The sequence below is a fragment of the Pseudomonas sp. Root329 genome (assembly GCF_001424925.1).
In the GTDB taxonomy this organism is placed as follows: Bacteria; Pseudomonadota; Gammaproteobacteria; order Pseudomonadales; family Pseudomonadaceae; genus Aquipseudomonas; species Aquipseudomonas arabinosi.
Genome location: NZ_LMCV01000048.1, coordinates 65,809 through 81,152, shown reverse-complemented (window position 1 = coordinate 81,152; position 15,344 = coordinate 65,809). Strand labels below are relative to the sequence as shown.

The 15,344-nt window shown below is 58.5% G+C and carries 16 protein-coding genes; 5 read left to right on the top strand and 11 right to left on the bottom strand.

The window, feature by feature from the left end; all coding sequences use genetic code 11:
• Positions 1 to 142 precede the first annotated feature (142 nt).
• Positions 143 to 1,684 (top strand): phosphoenolpyruvate carboxykinase, encoded by a 1,542-nt coding sequence (locus ASC74_RS27080; RefSeq protein ID WP_056745602.1) that lies wholly within the window; start codon positions 143 to 145, stop codon positions 1,682 to 1,684.
• A gap of 144 nt (positions 1,685 to 1,828) precedes the next feature.
• Here the strand turns inward: ASC74_RS27080 and ASC74_RS27075 are convergent, their stop codons facing one another.
• The 7 genes from ASC74_RS27075 to ASC74_RS27045 all read right to left on the bottom strand — a co-directional run bounded on the left by ASC74_RS27075 (position 1,829) and on the right by ASC74_RS27045 (position 5,527).
• Positions 1,829 to 2,182 (bottom strand): DUF1493 family protein, encoded by a 354-nt coding sequence (locus tag ASC74_RS27075; protein WP_056745600.1) that lies wholly within the window; start codon positions 2,180 to 2,182, stop codon positions 1,829 to 1,831.
• 31 nt (positions 2,183 to 2,213) lie between these two features.
• Positions 2,214 to 2,426, bottom strand: a complete 213-nt coding sequence (locus ASC74_RS27070; RefSeq protein WP_056745598.1) for a YhfG family protein — start codon at positions 2,424 to 2,426, stop codon at positions 2,214 to 2,216.
• Positions 2,427 to 2,623: 197 nt separating this feature from the next.
• Positions 2,624 to 2,911 (bottom strand): NadS family protein, encoded by a 288-nt coding sequence (gene nadS / locus ASC74_RS27065; protein ID WP_056745595.1) that lies wholly within the window; start codon positions 2,909 to 2,911, stop codon positions 2,624 to 2,626.
• 2 nt (positions 2,912 to 2,913) lie between these two features.
• Positions 2,914 to 3,228, bottom strand: coding sequence for a type II toxin-antitoxin system RelE/ParE family toxin (locus ASC74_RS27060; RefSeq protein ID WP_056745593.1), 315 nt, complete (start codon positions 3,226 to 3,228; stop codon positions 2,914 to 2,916).
• 126 nt (positions 3,229 to 3,354) lie between these two features.
• Positions 3,355 to 3,651 carry a hypothetical protein gene (locus ASC74_RS27055; protein ID WP_056745591.1) on the bottom strand — a complete coding sequence of 99 codons (297 nt, stop codon included), beginning with the start codon at positions 3,649 to 3,651 and terminating at the stop codon, positions 3,355 to 3,357.
• Positions 3,652 to 4,034: 383 nt separating this feature from the next.
• Positions 4,035 to 5,162: a hypothetical protein gene (locus tag ASC74_RS27050; protein ID WP_056745589.1), complete on the bottom strand. Its 1,128-nt coding sequence runs from the start codon at positions 5,160 to 5,162 to the stop codon at positions 4,035 to 4,037.
• A 101-nt stretch (positions 5,163 to 5,263) separates the two neighbouring features.
• Entirely contained in the window at positions 5,264 to 5,527 is a 264-nt protein-coding gene (locus tag ASC74_RS27045) for a hypothetical protein (RefSeq protein ID WP_056745587.1), read from the bottom strand.
• 307 nt (positions 5,528 to 5,834) lie between these two features.
• On the opposite strand from ASC74_RS27045, the gene ASC74_RS27040 reads away from it, so the two are divergent.
• The 4 genes from ASC74_RS27040 (at position 5,835) to ASC74_RS27025 (ending at position 10,187) form a co-directional block, all read left to right on the top strand.
• Positions 5,835 to 6,338, top strand: a complete 504-nt coding sequence (locus tag ASC74_RS27040) for a hypothetical protein (protein ID WP_056745585.1) — start codon at positions 5,835 to 5,837, stop codon at positions 6,336 to 6,338.
• Between the two features lie 129 nt (positions 6,339 to 6,467).
• Positions 6,468 to 8,402: a RecQ family ATP-dependent DNA helicase gene (locus ASC74_RS27035; RefSeq protein WP_056745583.1), complete on the top strand. Its 1,935-nt coding sequence runs from the start codon at positions 6,468 to 6,470 to the stop codon at positions 8,400 to 8,402.
• 102 nt (positions 8,403 to 8,504) lie between these two features.
• Positions 8,505 to 9,731 carry a 3-hydroxyacyl-CoA dehydrogenase gene (locus ASC74_RS27030; RefSeq protein WP_056745581.1) on the top strand — a complete coding sequence of 409 codons (1,227 nt, stop codon included), beginning with the start codon at positions 8,505 to 8,507 and terminating at the stop codon, positions 9,729 to 9,731.
• A gap of 36 nt (positions 9,732 to 9,767) precedes the next feature.
• Positions 9,768 to 10,187 carry an acyl-CoA thioesterase gene (locus ASC74_RS27025; protein ID WP_056745580.1) on the top strand — a complete coding sequence of 140 codons (420 nt, stop codon included), beginning with the start codon at positions 9,768 to 9,770 and terminating at the stop codon, positions 10,185 to 10,187.
• A 68-nt stretch (positions 10,188 to 10,255) separates the two neighbouring features.
• On the opposite strand, the gene ASC74_RS27020 is transcribed toward ASC74_RS27025, so the two are convergent.
• The 4 genes from ASC74_RS27020 to ASC74_RS27005 form a co-directional block, all read right to left on the bottom strand.
• Complete coding sequence (locus ASC74_RS27020; RefSeq protein ID WP_056745578.1) at positions 10,256 to 10,741, bottom strand: glycine zipper domain-containing protein; 486 nt, start codon at positions 10,739 to 10,741, stop codon at positions 10,256 to 10,258.
• A 326-nt stretch (positions 10,742 to 11,067) separates the two neighbouring features.
• Positions 11,068 to 13,416, bottom strand: a complete 2,349-nt coding sequence (locus ASC74_RS27015; RefSeq protein WP_056745576.1) for an FdhF/YdeP family oxidoreductase — start codon at positions 13,414 to 13,416, stop codon at positions 11,068 to 11,070.
• Positions 13,413 to 14,252 (bottom strand): formate dehydrogenase accessory sulfurtransferase FdhD, encoded by an 840-nt coding sequence (gene fdhD / locus ASC74_RS27010; RefSeq protein ID WP_046045514.1) that lies wholly within the window; start codon positions 14,250 to 14,252, stop codon positions 13,413 to 13,415. Before fdhD ends, ASC74_RS27015 begins: the two co-directional genes overlap by 4 nt.
• A 94-nt stretch (positions 14,253 to 14,346) precedes the next feature.
• Positions 14,347 to 15,234, bottom strand: coding sequence for a LysR family transcriptional regulator (locus tag ASC74_RS27005; protein ID WP_056745574.1), 888 nt, complete (start codon positions 15,232 to 15,234; stop codon positions 14,347 to 14,349).
• Between the last annotated feature and the right edge of the window lie 110 nt (positions 15,235 to 15,344).

Below are 15,344 nucleotides of genomic sequence, written 5' to 3'. Positions count from 1 at the left end.
TAACGCCGTTACGACGGGAGGGCCCTACTATTTTTGGGCTTTTCTGGCATAATCCGGCCCACTTTTTGTCGCGGTAGTAGTGCACGACTTTCTACTACAAAACGTTTGGAGCACACTCGGCCACTGGCCGACGGGGAATCTCATGACGCAAGCCAATAACGCCGTGTACACCGATCTGAGTGTTGATGATCTGGTAAAAGAAGCTCTGAGTCGCGGTGAGGGCGAGCTTGCCGATACCGGCGCGCTGGTAGTTCGCACCGGTCACCGTACCGGCCGCTCGCCAGTCGATCGTTTCATCGTTGAAGAGCCGTCCACTTCGGCTTCCATCGCCTGGGGCCCGATCAACCGCAAGTTCCCGGCCGACAAGTTCGATGCCCTGTGGGACCGCGTTGAAGCGTTCAACAACGCGCAAGAACATTTCGTTTCCCACGTGCATGTAGGTGCGTCTGAAGACCACTACCTGGCCGTGAAGATGACCACCCAGACTGCCTGGCAGAACCTGTTCGGCCGTTGCCTGTTCATCAACCCGGAAAAGTACAACCCGGCTGGCCGTGATGAGTGGCAAGTGCTCAACGTTGCCAACTTCGAGTGCGTGCCAGAGCGTGACGGCACCAACTCCGACGGTTGCGTGATCCTCAACTTCGCTCAGAAGAAAGTGCTGATCGCCGGCATGCGTTACGCCGGTGAAATGAAGAAAGCCATGTTCTCTGTGCAGAACTTCCTGCTGCCGGCTGCCGACGTGCTGCCAATGCACTGCGCCGCCAACATCGGCGAAGCGGGCGACGTGACCCTGTTCTTCGGTCTGTCCGGCACCGGCAAGACCACCCTGTCCGCCGATGAAAGCCGTTACCTGATCGGTGACGACGAGCACGGCTGGGGCGAAGGCGTTGTCTTCAACATCGAAGGCGGCTGCTACGCCAAGTGCATCGACCTGTCCGAGAAGAACGAGCCGGTCATCTGGAAAGCCATCAAGCACGGTGCAGTCCTGGAAAACGTCGTTATCGATGACGCCAAGCACGCCGATTACGCTGATGTCAGCCTGACCCAGAACAGCCGCGCCGCCTACCCGCTGGAGCACGTCGCCAAGCGTTCCGAGAAAAACCTCGGCGGCGAGCCAAACGCTGTGATCTTCCTGACCTGCGACCTGACCGGCGTGCTGCCACCGGTGTCGATCCTCAGCGAAGAACAAGCGGCCTACCACTTCCTGTCCGGCTACACCGCACTGGTGGGCTCGACCGAAATGGGTTCCGGCAGCGGCATCAAGTCGACGTTCTCCACCTGCTTCGGCGCACCGTTCTTCCCGCGTCCGGCTGGCGAATACGCAGAACTGCTGATCAAGCGCATCCGCGGCTTCGGCTCCAAGGTCTACCTGGTCAACACCGGCTGGACCGGCGGCGGCTACGGCGTCGGCAAACGCTTCAACATCCCGACCACTCGCGGCGTGATCGCCGCGATCCAGAGCGGCGCGTTGATCGGTGCTGAAACCGAACACCTCGACACCATCAACCTCGACGTGCCGCTGGCCGTACCGGGCGTTGAAACTGGCCTGTTGAACCCACGTAACACTTGGGCTGACAAGGCTGCTTACGATGAATCCGCTAAAGCACTGGCTGGGTTGTTTGTTGAGAACTTCAAGAAGTTTGAAGTGAGCGACGCAATCAAGGCTGCTGGGCCGAAGTTGTAAGGTTTGGTTTGATGTAATGAGAAAGCCGCCTCAAGGGGCGGCTTTTTTTGTGGGCGCTATTCAGGCTGCCAGGGAAACCGTAACTGCCATTATTCCAGCTGAAAAGGCGCTAAACGACCAGAATAATGGCACTTACACATTCGGCTAGATGCCTTCCAATTCCTGTGTATCCCACCGTTGCAACTTGATCGCTTGGTAAATCATTCCGATAGTCAATGGGGCTTTGTCGCCACGACCTTTGGCTCTGTGCTTGAGAAACACATCAAACCCTTCCGGTTGGAAGTAGCGATAAGCGTCGTAGTCGATGAAGTCGATGGCGAACTGTTCTTCCAAGGCTTCCATCAGGTTTCGCGCATCAGCACCATCGCAACCCAGGTCGAAGTTAATCGAAGTGGTGAGGCTGATGGTTTTGCGTTCAGGCAGACCGAGCTCTTCGTGCAGCAGCTGCATGAGCAGGTGCATGGTTTGGTTGTCGGGGAAGTTGGGGGCGAGGTTCATTACGGGGTGTCCGGTTGGGCTTGGATGGATCTTATTGGTCGTCAGGCTTGTGGGGAAGGACGGGAGAGAATTGCGGTGGTTTGTCTTGTTGGTATTTGGCGAGCACTTCGTCTCGCGTAGGAAGTGGTTTGTTGAGGTCTGCCGGTGATGTGTCGAAACCGGCGAGATACAGGCTGGCCAGGTAATTTAAGCGGCGGACCTTTTCGTAGTAATCCTGTTTACGTTGGAACGTAGATTCGCTCATCGTGGCTGTCTCGGGTACGAGTGTTCGCCTATTGCCGTGGGTCTGCTGTCTTGACTTTCAGCTTTGATGCACTTGGCGACTGTCCACGTTTTATGGAGTGTGGACAGTCGGAAAAACGTTTTTATAAAGAGTCAATATTTTTGAACGCTCCCACGTTCCAGGACTAAGCGCGGGGGAGGTGGTCTGTGTTGCGCTGTTCAACCAGCTAATGCATTCAGCACATGGACAGGGTCATTATGGATGGCTTTCAGCAGGGCTTTGGCCGGCCCTGTCGGTTCGCGGCGACCCTGTTCCCAGTTGCGAAGAGTGCCCAGTTGGACGTCTATCAAGGCTGCGAACTTGGCCTGAGTCAGACCGGTAGCCTTACGAATTTCTTTGACTTGCAACGCATCAACATGGAATTCGCGGGAAGGCCGACGCTCACCCTGTACGATCTCGTCCATCTGTTGCACGCTTTCCATCAGCTCATCAAAAAACTTGCTCATGGTTATCTCCAGTGTTCGATGACGGCTTTCAACGCTTTGCGTTCATCGGCGGTCAGGTCTTGTTGTTCATTTTTAGGGTAGATCATCAACAAAGCGATCTGCGACGCCGAGATGAAATGATAGTAAATCACTCGGGCTCCGCCTCGTTTTCCGTGCCCTTTCGCCGCGACTCGCATTTTGCGAATCCCGCCTGTCCCTTCGATTACGTCGCCAGCCGAAGGGTTCAACACCAGTACCTTCTGCAAGGCGATATAGGCATCGTCATCCATTAGCTCTTTGGCTCGACGGGTGAAAATCGGGGTTTCAATGAAAATCATCGTTAATGTACGCCACTGGCTTACTTTTTGGCAATGCTGGTCCGGCTGAATGGACTTTCATCTGTTCAGTCGTAACTGGTGTTTGATCGTTCCCACGCAGAGCGTCGGAACGATCTTCGCTCGGCGTCAGGTTGGTGCTTTCCAGCCCATCATGCGTTGTTGGGCGACTTTCAGTAGGTCGCAACCGTCCTGAGTCAGCAGGTAGAGGGCGTGGGTGATATGCGGGATGTCTTCCACGTCACCGTTTTTGAAGCATTGGCAATGTAGGGTTTTGAGTAGGTCGCTGGAGGCTCGGATGCGCTGGAGGGCGGCTTCGAGGATGTCCTGAGGGTTGGCCTCTGTGTCGATGATCAGGGGCGGGGAATCAGTGAGGTTTGTTTGGAGTGGGCGGTAGCGATCGGGGAATGGGTTCAACGTTTTCATTGTTTGTAGCCTCAAATGCATCAGCAATAACCCGCGCCATCGTGACCAAGCGATGGGAGGCGGACTGTGTTCGGGTTGGTCAACCGATGAGGCTCACATCCCGGCACGCCCGAGGGCGTCCCAAACACAGCCACCATATAGCGTGCAGGCACTTGAAGTGCCGGCAGCATACAACGGACGCGTAGATATGAGCTATTCGGGTGACCAAGCCCGAGTCGCTGAATTAGCAGCGACAGCCCGACTATAGGTGTGAGCAGCCGGGCAGCGATAGGCGACAAAGAGTCCCCGCTTGTAGGATCGGGCCGAACCTCGGCTAGGCCCTTTCTATAGGAATTTTCGCGACGAATTTTATCGCGCTTTCCATCATCCCGCGCCCCACCACCTCAACGAATATGCTGATACGAAGCAACATCCAGCAGGCCAGTAGTGAGCCCGGTCGCCGGCGCATAGATCGTGCCTTTCACTGCCGAGAACTTGACCCCATTACTGCCCAGCGAAACGTAGCGCTCGCCCTGGTCCAGCTCGGTGAAGTAGGTGTATGAGCACTTTTCCATCGCTTTGTATTTCGCGGCGGTGCTGACCATGGTGTTGTGGTGGTTCTGCAGGTCGGCCGGGGTCAGGTTGAGGGCTTTGTTCAGCGGCACGCCCCAGCGCTTCAGGCACACTTCGGCAAAGTGGCGGACGATCAGGCCGGGTTCGGCCAGCGCTTTAGGGCCGCTGACACCATCCGCTGCGGCGTTGCCAACCAGCGTGCCATGGCGGCCGGGCATGGGATAAATGTGGGTTCGGGTGCCGGTGGCGGTTTGCGGGATGACACAGCTGAAGCCTTTGGAGCGCTCGTCCCGGGCGTAGAAGCCGACGTATTCTTTTACGTTGGCATTCAGTTTTACTTTGTCTTCCTGAAAGTTACCGATGCCCGGTACCGGATCAATCGCAAAGATATTGACCGGGATGTTCTTCAGTGCGCTGTCCTTGAACATGGCATTGGCCAGCATATGGCAACTGATTCCGCCGCGGCTCCAGCCTACCAAGTTAACCTTGGTTGGAGTAATGCCGTCCTTGCGAAACGTTTTAATGATTTGTTCTTGCAACTTCTGCTGGGTCACACTGCGGTCGCCGTAGTTATATTTACGCCACAGCCAGGAGCCTTCGACGATCACGTCTTCGATGGGAATACCGGCAGCCTTGAGGCGGTTGTATTCAGTCTCGGTCAGTTTTTCGCGCTGCCAGTCACACTGGCCTTTGATGATGTTGATGGCGTGCTTTACGTTTTCTTCCCAGCCCTTGCCGAACAACGTTCCGCTGAGGCCGTAGTCCTTGGATTGGGTAAACAGCTCATCAGCTTGCAGGTTGCTGGTGCCCGGACCATCGATCACGATCCATTCGGCGAACTCCCGGCCGGCATGATGGGAGGCCAGTGTCGAAACCAGTTCGCCATTCCAGTAAGTTGGGTTCAGGCTGTCGAATTTGGTCGAGCCGGTGCCGCAAAAGAAAATAGTTAATGTAGTCATTGTAGTGCTCTTGTTTGATTTAAGAGCTTGCAGACTAGTGTTGGTTATTTAAATAGTGAAGTTGTTAGTTGTTGCGGAGTTTGTAGTGCGTGTTTAAGGTTTTAGTATTCTATTTTTTGTTTGGCAACTTCCAGGAGCTCGCAACCATCCTGCGTTAATAAATAAAGCGCATTCACTATATGAGGGATGTCTTTAACATCGGCCTGTTTGAAGCACAGACAATAAAGTGTTTCGAGCAAATCGCTGGCTGCGCGCAGGCGTTGGTGCGCTGCATCGAGGACGGCAGCCGTGCTGGCGGCGGTGTCGATGACCAGAACGGGTGTTTCGCTGTAGCTGGTTTTGAGTGGACGATAGCGGTCTTGCATTTAGGTCATTCCTGTAGGAAGTCGGGCAGTCTCGCCGGCAGGTCGACACCCTGTTTTCAGCCGCGCCGCAAACTATGAAGGTGGCGACGCAGTGCGGCAATACGGCCGCAATGGACAGGGTTTGTAGGGGGTTTACCTGCCTTTTCGGACCGAACCTACGCGTTCCCGAGGTTTTTTACGCCTAAACCCTTAGACGGCAAATTTCCTACGGGTTTGTCAGGCGCAACGCAGCAAACCTCTGTATGGTGCGCGCCAGAATCAGTAGGACGTTTCGAAACGTCCGTCCAACGCTTAAAGGGAATTAAGTATGCAATGGCTACGTATGGCCTCGATTTTGTTGCTGTGGGCCGGGGTTTGTCGCGCAGCAGATGCTGCTGATGCAGGAAACTCGATGGTCCTGGCCAATATGGACCGCACCGGTTGGCCGGATGCGCTGACCAGTCAGGCGAACATGGACACTGCTTTCCGTGCTGAAGTGCTGATGTTCGGCAAGGCATTGCTGGCCAGCGAAGCGCTGGACGAACAGAGCCTGAAACAACGACTGGGCGTGCAGGATGTGAAGCTCAAGTCGGTCAGGCAGGTGCGTGACGGGCTGTGGGACCGGCTGCTGACCACCTACCGCAGCGCCAGCCAGAACTGCGACGGTGAACCCTTCTGCCCCCGCGTACGAAGCGTCGCTGATTTACGTCAGTTGGCGTCGGCGTTCACCGGCGAAATCAGCCCGGCCCATGCCATTTGGGCGAGCAAGAGCCAGGTGTTCCATGAGCAGGCGCTTAATGAGCAACTGCGCGTGGCGGTGTTGGTGCCGTAGCCTCATCGTCTGCTGGCGATCGTTCGAAGCTGTATCATCCCGTATCGTTTTGGTCCCCGACCTTTTCTCGACTCGCTGCGTTTGCCGGCTAGGCTTTGGGCTTCGCAGCGGTCAACGGAGTGACAGCTTATGCACAACACCCTGGAACAGGTTTTCGGTTATCCACAGTTTCGGCCCGGCCAGGAAGCGGCGGTCAGCGCGGTGTTGGCCGGGCGTTCGGCGGCGGCGATTTTCCCTACCGGCTCGGGCAAGTCCCTGTGTTATCAATTGCCAGCCTTGCTGCTGCCGCACCTGACGCTGGTGGTCTCGCCACTGCTGGCGTTGATGCAGGATCAACTGGCGTTTTTGCAGCGCCACGGCATTGCGGCGGGCAGTATCGATTCGGCCCAGAGCCGCGATGACGCCAGCGACGTAATGGCCCGGGCCAAGTCTGGCGAGCTGAAGATTTTGATGATCTCCGTGGAGCGCCTGAAGAACGAGCGTTTCCGCAATTTCTTGCAGCAGGTGCCGATCTCGTTGCTGGTGGTGGACGAGGCGCACTGCATCTCGGAGTGGGGCCACAACTTCCGCCCCGACTACCTCAAGCTCCCCGACTATCAGCGCCAGTTCAACATCCCTCAGGCGCTGCTGCTGACCGCCACCGCGACACCCAAAGTGATCGCCGACATGGAGGCCAAGTTCGCCATTGCCCCCGAAGACGTAGTAACCACTGGTTTCTATCGGCCGAACCTCAACTTGCTGGTCGAGCCGGTGCGCGGTCAGGACAAACGCCGACGCCTTGTCGAATGGATGAGCCAGCGTCCCGACCAGCCGAGCATCGTCTACGTCACCCTGCAGAAAACCGCCGAGCATATCGCCGAACATCTGGCCCGCAACGGTATTCAGGCGGAGGCCTATCACGCCGGTCTGCCCCACGAACAACGCGAAGCAATCCAGCGCCGGTTCATGGGCGGGCAGTCCAATTGCATCGTCGCCACCATCGCGTTCGGCATGGGCATCGACAAGAGCGACATCCGCAACGTGGTGCATTTCGACCTGCCCAAATCCATCGAGAACTACAGCCAGGAAATCGGCCGCGCCGGGCGTGACGGGCAGCCATCCGACTGCCTGGCATTGGCCAACCGCGACAGCCTCAACGTGCTGGAAAACTTCGTCTACGGCGATACGCCTGAGCTGGACGGCATCCGCTTTGTGCTCGATGAGTTGCAAGCTGCCGCGCCCGAGGGGCAATGGGAGTTTCTGTTGGGGCCACTGGCCGATCAGAGCAACATCCGCCAATTGCCGCTCAAGACCTTGCTGGTGCAGTTGGAACTGCGCGGAATCATTGCGCCGCGTTACGCCTATTACGCCGAATATCGCTTCAAGTACTTGCAGGAGCCCGAGGTCTTGCTGGCCCGCTTCGAGGGTGAGCGCAAGGACTTCGTCGCGGCGATCATCCAGACCTCGAACCGCGCACGGACCTGGGCCACGGTGAATTTCGATGCGCTGTATGAGCAGCATCAGGCCGAGCGTAATCGCGTGGTGAAGGCGCTGGATTATTTTCAGGAAAAGGGCTGGGTCGAACTCGAAAGCAAGCAGATGACCGAGGTCTACAGCCTGTTGCAAACCGACTTTGATGCCCAAGCCCTGAGCGAAGAGTTGCACGCCTACTTCACCCGCCATGAACAAACCGAGATCGCGCGGATTCACGCCATGCTGGATCTGTTCGCCACGGACCATTGCCTGGGTTATCGCCTGGCCGAGTACTTCGGCGATGAAAATGCGCCGCAGCAGTGCGGGCATTGTTCGGTATGTCACGGGGATGTGGCGCGGTTGCCGACGCCACCAGAACTACCGGTGCTTGTGGATAAAAACTTCGAGGCGTTGTGCGGTGATTTTATCCACAGGCACGAGCAGCACACTGGCAACGTTCCGTCGGCGGAACGCGTGACGCGGTTTTTGTGCGGGATCGGCGTGCCGCTGTTCACCAAGCTCAAGGCGCGGTCGATTTCCGGGTTTGCGGCGCTGGAGGATTATCCGTATGCCGACGTCCGGACGTGGGCCGAGGTGCATTTACCGGTGTAGATCCATCCGCTGAATGTTGCTCATCACAGGAATAAATTTCAAAAATGCGCGGTGGCTGACTATGGTGAAGGCTGTCTTTGGATCGCCAACAAGAGAACAACTATGAGCCAGACACCGTTCAATATTCAGCGCGCCGCCGTCATTGGCGCGGGCACCATGGGCCGTGGCATTGTCATGTGCCTGGCCAACGCCGGCGTCCCGGTGCGGTGGGTCGATAACAATCCACAGATGCTTGAGCAGGCGCTGGCTACCGTGGCGGACACCTACGCCCACAACGTGCGTCAGGGACGGATCGATCAGGCCGAAGCGGACGCTCGCATAGCACGGGTAACGGCAGCTGCTGACTACGCGGCGATCTGCGATGTCGATCTGGTCATCGAAGCGGTGTACGAAAACCTCGAACTCAAGCAGAAAATCTTCGGTGAACTGGACGGTCTGCTCAAACCTGAAGCGATTTTGGCCAGCAATACCTCGGCGCTGGATATCGATGCTATCGCTGTGGCTACTCGCCGTCCGCAACAGGTCCTGGGCCTGCACTTCTTCAGCCCGGCGCACATCATGAAACTGCTGGAAATCGTTCGTGGTGCGCAGACTTCACCGGCCGCGCTTGAGGCCGCCCTGGCGCTGGGCAAGCGTATGGACAAAGTCAGCGTGGTGTCGGGCAACTGCCATGGTTTCATCGGCAACCGCATGCTGCATCCGTATGTGCTCGAAGCGCGCAAGATGTTGCTCGAAGGCGCTTATCCCTATCAGGTCGATGCGGCACTGCAAGGTTTTGGCTTTGCCATGGGGCCGTTCCGCATGTACGACGTGGTCGGCATCGATCTGGAGTGGCGCGCTCGGCAGTTGGCCGGCATAGGGCAAGATGCGCCTGAGGTTCAGGTGGACAATCGTCTGTGCGAATTGGGTCGTTTCGGCCAGAAGAGTGGCAATGGCTATTACCACTATGAGCCGGGCAGTCGCCAGGCTGAGCACGATGTTGAAGTCGATGCGCTGGTGTTGAAGGTTAGCGAAGGGTTGGGCTTCCAGCGTCGCGAGATCGGGTCTGAGGAGATTCTGGAGCGCTGTTTGCTGGCACTGGTCAATGAGGGCGCGAAGATTCTTCAGGAAGGGATTGCCGAATCGGCGCACGACATCGATCTGGTGTACCTCAATGGCTACGGCTTCCCGGCGGACAAGGGCGGGCCGATGGCTTGGGCGGACCTGCAAGGGCTGGCGGATATTCACCAGCGGTTGCTGGCGCTTGAGACGAAGCAGGGTGATCAGTGGAAGCCAGCGCGGTTAATTGGGGAGCTGGCGGCGGTGGGTAAAGGGTTTGCGGATCGGTAGACTTCACCTGTTCGAACGATCCTCAAGGCGAGACCCATGAATCAACGCACCGACTACCCTCACTTCCAACCCATCACCACTCGCTGGCACGACAACGACGCCTACGGTCACGTCAATAACGTCACCTACTACAGCTTCTTCGACACGGCAGTGAACACCTACCTGATCGAAGTCGGCGGTCTGGATATCCATGACGGTGAAGTGGTGGGCTTTGTGGTGAGTTCGTCCTGCGATTACTTCGCTTCCATTGCCTTCCCTGACCGGATAGAAATCGGTTTGCGGGTGGGCAAGTTGGGCAACAGTTCGGTGCAATACGAGCTGGCAGTGTTCAAGGCCGGGGAAGACGAAGCCTGCGCGGCGGGGCGCTTTGTGCATGTGTTTGTGGATCGGGCCTCTAATCAGCCGGTGGCGATTCCTGCCGGGTTGCGTGGGGCGCTGCAGCGGTTGGTGGTTTGACGGGCAAAAAAATCGCAGCCCTTGGGCTGCGATTTTTTGATGCATCGGCAAGCGAGGCGATTCAAGCCTCAGTCGCGATAGCGATTGTGATGCTTGCGATGCCCGTAATGGTGGCCGCGATCATGGCGGCCTCCACGGTAGTAGCGACGATCGTCATCGCCACCACGATAGGAACGGCGATCATCGTCGTCGTTGCTCGAGTTGCCCATGTAGTTACCCAGCGCGCCACCGGCGCCGCCGCCTGCTGCGGAGCCGATCAGGCTGCCGGTGGTGCCGCCCATGCTGCGGCCGACCACGTTACCGCCTGCTGCGCCCAACGCACCGCCGATGGCGGCTTGGCCACGGCTGTGTTTGTCGGCGCCGACGGCGCTACCACCCGCGCCGCCCAGGGCCGCGCCGATGGTGGAACCTGTACTGCCGCCTAGTGACTGACCGACGACCGAGCCCAGAACCCCGCCCAATGCGCCGCCCACACCAGCTTCGGTGGTGCCGCCAGCAGAAGCGAAGCCACTGACCAGGCCAAGGGACAACAAGAGAATCGAGGAGAACTTCATTAGAGGAACCTCAAGGGGATGACGGCGCGATCCTGAGGCTGTGTCATGGTTGTGACAATCGAAATCCGACGAGTAACACGACTTGAGCACATTTCTATAAGTTACTGTTTTTTAGCTGGAACTTAAGCGTTTTTCGCCGGTCTTTAGCTACTTCGGATAGGCCGTTTTCATGCAAAACGGCCTTTTTTGTGGGCGTTTGGAAAGTGTATTCTCAGTGATCGTTCCCACGCTCTGCGTGGGAATGCAGCCCGGGACGCTCTGCGTCCCAAAGCGGACGCCGAGCGTCCATTGAGGCATTCCCACGCAGAGCGTGGGAACGATCTTGATTAAGCCGACTTGGCCATGATGAGCTGGGTCTCACTCGCCGCTTCCAACCGGATCGCCACAAACTTCGACGTCGGCGTATGGCTGCCATCCCCGATGCTCTCCAGCGGCACCAGCGGATTGACTTCCGGATAGTAAGCCGCCGCTTGCCCGGCAGGGATATCAAACGCCAGCAGCGTAAAGCCCTTCACCCGACGCTCACGGCCATCATCCCAGATCGAAACGATGTCAGCCTTCTGCCCCGGCTTGAACCCCAGGCGAATAATGTCGGCTTCGTTGACGAACAACACATCACGCTGACCTTTCACGCCGCGATAGCGGTCATCAAGCCCATAAATCGTGGTGTTGTACTGATCGTGAGAGCGCATCGACTGCATGATCAGGTCCGGCAACACGCCAGTGGCGCGAGTGCGTTCGTGCACCAGATCTTTGGGCAGGATGTTCGCACGGAAATTGGCGCGCCCCGACGCGGTATTCCAGCGGCGCGCACCGGCGCTGTTGCCGAGGTAGAACCCGCCCGGGTTCTGGATCTTCTCGTTGAAGTCCTTGAAACCCGCAATGGTGTCGGCGATCAGGTCGCGGATGCGCCGGTAATCGGCCACCAGCCAGTTCCAGTCCACCGGTTTGCTGCCCAGGGTCGCGGCGGCAATGCCGGCAATGATCGATGGCTCAGAGCGCATCTGGTTCGACAGCGGCTGCAACTGGCCGTTGGAGGCGTGAACCATGCTGAACGAGTCTTCGACGGTCACCGCTTGCGGGCCTTCGGTCTGGATGTCGATGTCGGTGCGGCCCAGGCACGGCAGGATCAACGCGTCTTTACCGTGCGCCAAATGGCTGCGGTTGAGCTTGGTGCTGATTTGCACGGTCAGGTCGCAGTTGCTCAGGGCCTGGAAGGTCCGTGAGCTGTCCGGCGTGGCTTGGGCGAAGTTGCCGCCCAGGCCGATAAAGACTTTCGCGCGGCCGTCGGCCATGGCATGGATCGCCTCGATTACGTTGTGACCGTTTTCACGTGGCACCTTGAACTTGAAGCGACGCTCCAGGGAATCGAGGAACGCCACCGGCGGACGTTCGTTGATGCCCATGGTCCGGTCGCCCTGCACGTTACTGTGGCCGCGCACCGGGCACAGACCGGCACCGGGCCGGCCGATGTTGCCGCGCAGCAACATCAGGTTGGCGATTTCCTGGATGGTCGCCACCGAATGGCGATGCTGGGTGATGCCCATCGCCCAGCACATGATCACGTTCTTGCCTTTGGCGTACATCCGCGCCGCTTGCTCGATTTCAACCAGCGTCAGTCCGGATTGTTCGACGATCTGCTCCCACGAGGTGTCGTCGACGATGCCCAGGTATTCCAGCACGTTGACACTGTGTTCATTGAGGAAGTCGTGGTCGAATACGGCAGGCTCACCCGCCTTCTGTGCGTCACGCTCCCACTGCAGCAGGAACTTGGCCATGCCGCGCATGATCGCCATGTCGCCGCCCAATGCCGGACGGAAGTACGCGGTGTTGGTCGGCTTGTCGCCGTTGGTGAGCATTTCGATCGGGTGTTGCGGGTGCTGGAAGCGTTCCAGGCCGCGCTCCTTCAAAGGGTTGATGCACACCACCTGAGCGCCGCGTTTCACTGCTTCGCGCAGCGGTTCGAGCATCCGTGGGTGGTTGGTGCCAGGGTTCTGACCCCAGACAAAAATCGCGTCGGCGTGTTCGAAGTCGTCGAAGGTGACGGTGCCTTTGCCGACGCCGACACTTTGCGCCATGGCCACACCGCTGGCCTCGTGGCACATGTTCGAGCAATCGGGGAAGTTATTGGTGCCGTAGGCACGCACGAACAATTGATACAGGTACGCCGCTTCGTTGCTGGCGCGACCCGAGGTGTAGAACTCGGCCTGATCCGGGCTCGACAGGCCCTGCAAATGTTTGGCGATCAAGGAGAACGCAGCGTCCCAGCTGATCGGCTTGTAGCGATCGGTTTCGGCGTCATAGCTTAATGGCTCGGTCAGGCGACCCTGATATTCCAGCCAATAGTCACTTTGTTCCAGCAACGAACTGACGCTGTGCTTGGCGAAAAACGCACCATCGACACGGCGCTTGGTCGCTTCCCAGTTCACTGCTTTGGCGCCGTTCTCGCAGAACGCCACCATGCCGGCCTCATTGGAATCGCCCCAGGCGCAGCCGGGGCAGTCGAACCCGCCGTTCTTGTTGGTCTTGAGCATCATGCGCAAGTTTTTCAGCGCGTTGTCGCTGGTCAGCCAAGCACGGGCAACGCTGGCCAGCGCGCCCCAGCCACCGGCCGGGCCTTTATAGGGCTTGTAGCGGGGGACGGGTTTCTGATCGGCTTGACGATGTTGACTCACGCTTGGTTCTCCGTCGCGGGGCTGTAGACCCGCGGCGCACTTTTCTGCGGCAGGTGGATGAGATTGAGGTTGTGGCGACGGGCCCATTGCACGGCAAGGCCCGTGGGCGACGACAGGCTGACCAGGGTCTGGATACCTGCGCGCAACACTTTCTGGATCAATTCGAGACTGCAACGGCTGGTGACAATCACCAGCCCGCCGGTGGTCGGGATCTTCTGACGGATCAGTCCGCCAATCAGCTTATCAAGGGCGTTGTGTCGGCCGATGTCTTCACGGCCCAGCAGCAATTGTCCCTGACTGTTCATAAACACGGCGGCGTGCACTGCGCCGGAGTACTGGCCAAGAGGCTGGAACGCACCGATGCGCTGACGCAAACCATCGAGCCATTCGGCGGGCGGCAAGGGTGCGCCGGGCAACACCTTGAGGTCTGGCAATGCCTGTTCCACCGCTTCCACACCGCAGAGCCCGCAACCGCTGGTGCCAGCCATTTGCCGACGCTGTTGCTTGAGGTTCCAGAAGGCGCGGTTGGCGATGGTCACTTGCGCGTATTGCGCTGAACCCGAGCCGCTGAGTTGCAGGTCGTAGATATCGCAGGCGTCTTCGATGATGCCGCTGCCGAGACTGAAACCGACGATGAAGTCTTCAAGGTCCGTCGGCGTCACCAACATGACCGCCTGACTGATGCCGTTATAAGCGATCGCCAACGCGACTTCTTCGGCCAGCGCGGTGCTGGCTGATTCAGTGTCTTGAAGGTCGCAGTAACTGTAAGTCTGGCTTGCGGCGGGCGCTGGCGTTTCGAGGGCTGGCGCCGCGCAGGCAGGGCGCTTGGCGTTCATGAGGTATCACCGACGGTTTAGGCTGCTTTAAGCCTAGGCGTGTCAACTTGTCGCGTCTAATCGCTAATACTGATCTGCCGATAGATGGCGTCGATCAAGAGCTCGGCAGCGATTGCTGAAGAATCGCGAAACAGGCTTCCGCGAGCGCCGAACGCGGGGCGCTGCGACGCATGATTAGCCCCAGCCGGGCGAGGGTTTGAGCATTTTCGATGGGGTGCAGGCGCAAATGATCGGTGAGTTTTTCCAGGCCACCGTCCAGCGGCATCACGGCGCAGCAGAATCCGCCGTGCACTGCTTGTAACAATTGGTGGACGGCATCGGTTTGCAGCAACGGCTGTGGGGTGAGGCCGCGACTGTGGAAGTTGTGGTCGATGGACTGCCGAAAATGCATACCGCTGGTGAGCATGCCCAGCGGCAGTTCAATCAGTGATCCCCAACTCAGCGGCGCCTCGCCGAAACTGAAGAAGCGCTGATCGTAGAGCAGGCCCATGCGGGTTTCGCTGAACGCCAGGGAATCGAAGCGTTCGCCGTCCAGTCGCTCCAGGTACGACACGCCGAGGTCCAGGCGATTGTTTGCCAGTTGTTCCAGGATTTGTTCAGAACTCAGGGCCGAGAGTTCGAAGCGCAGGTTCGGGTGTTCGGCGTGCAGGCGTTGCATCAATGGCAGTGGATCGAAGCTCGACAGCGGCACTACGCCCAGTCGCAACGTACCGACCAGATTGCCGCGACAGGCAGCCGCCTCGGCCTGCAAACCGTCGTAGGCCGCCAGCACGGTGCGCGCCCACGCCAGCACCCGTTCACCCGGTGCGGTGAAACCTTCGAAGCGCTGACCGCGATTGACCAGCGGCAGCTCGAGTTCTTCTTCGAGGCTGCGCAGGCGCATGGACAGGGTCGGCTGAGTGATGTGACAACGCGCAGCGGCCTGGCCGAAATGCCGGGTCTCGTCGAGGGCGATGAGGAATTTCAGTTGCTTGATGTCCATCTTCGCTCCAAGGCGCGGGAAGGTGCGGATTCTAGCGCTTGGGGGGAAGCGGCGTCATTGGTCGGGTTGGAACCGCAAGTGACAGCCTTGGTCTAGGCTTTTGCGTCTGG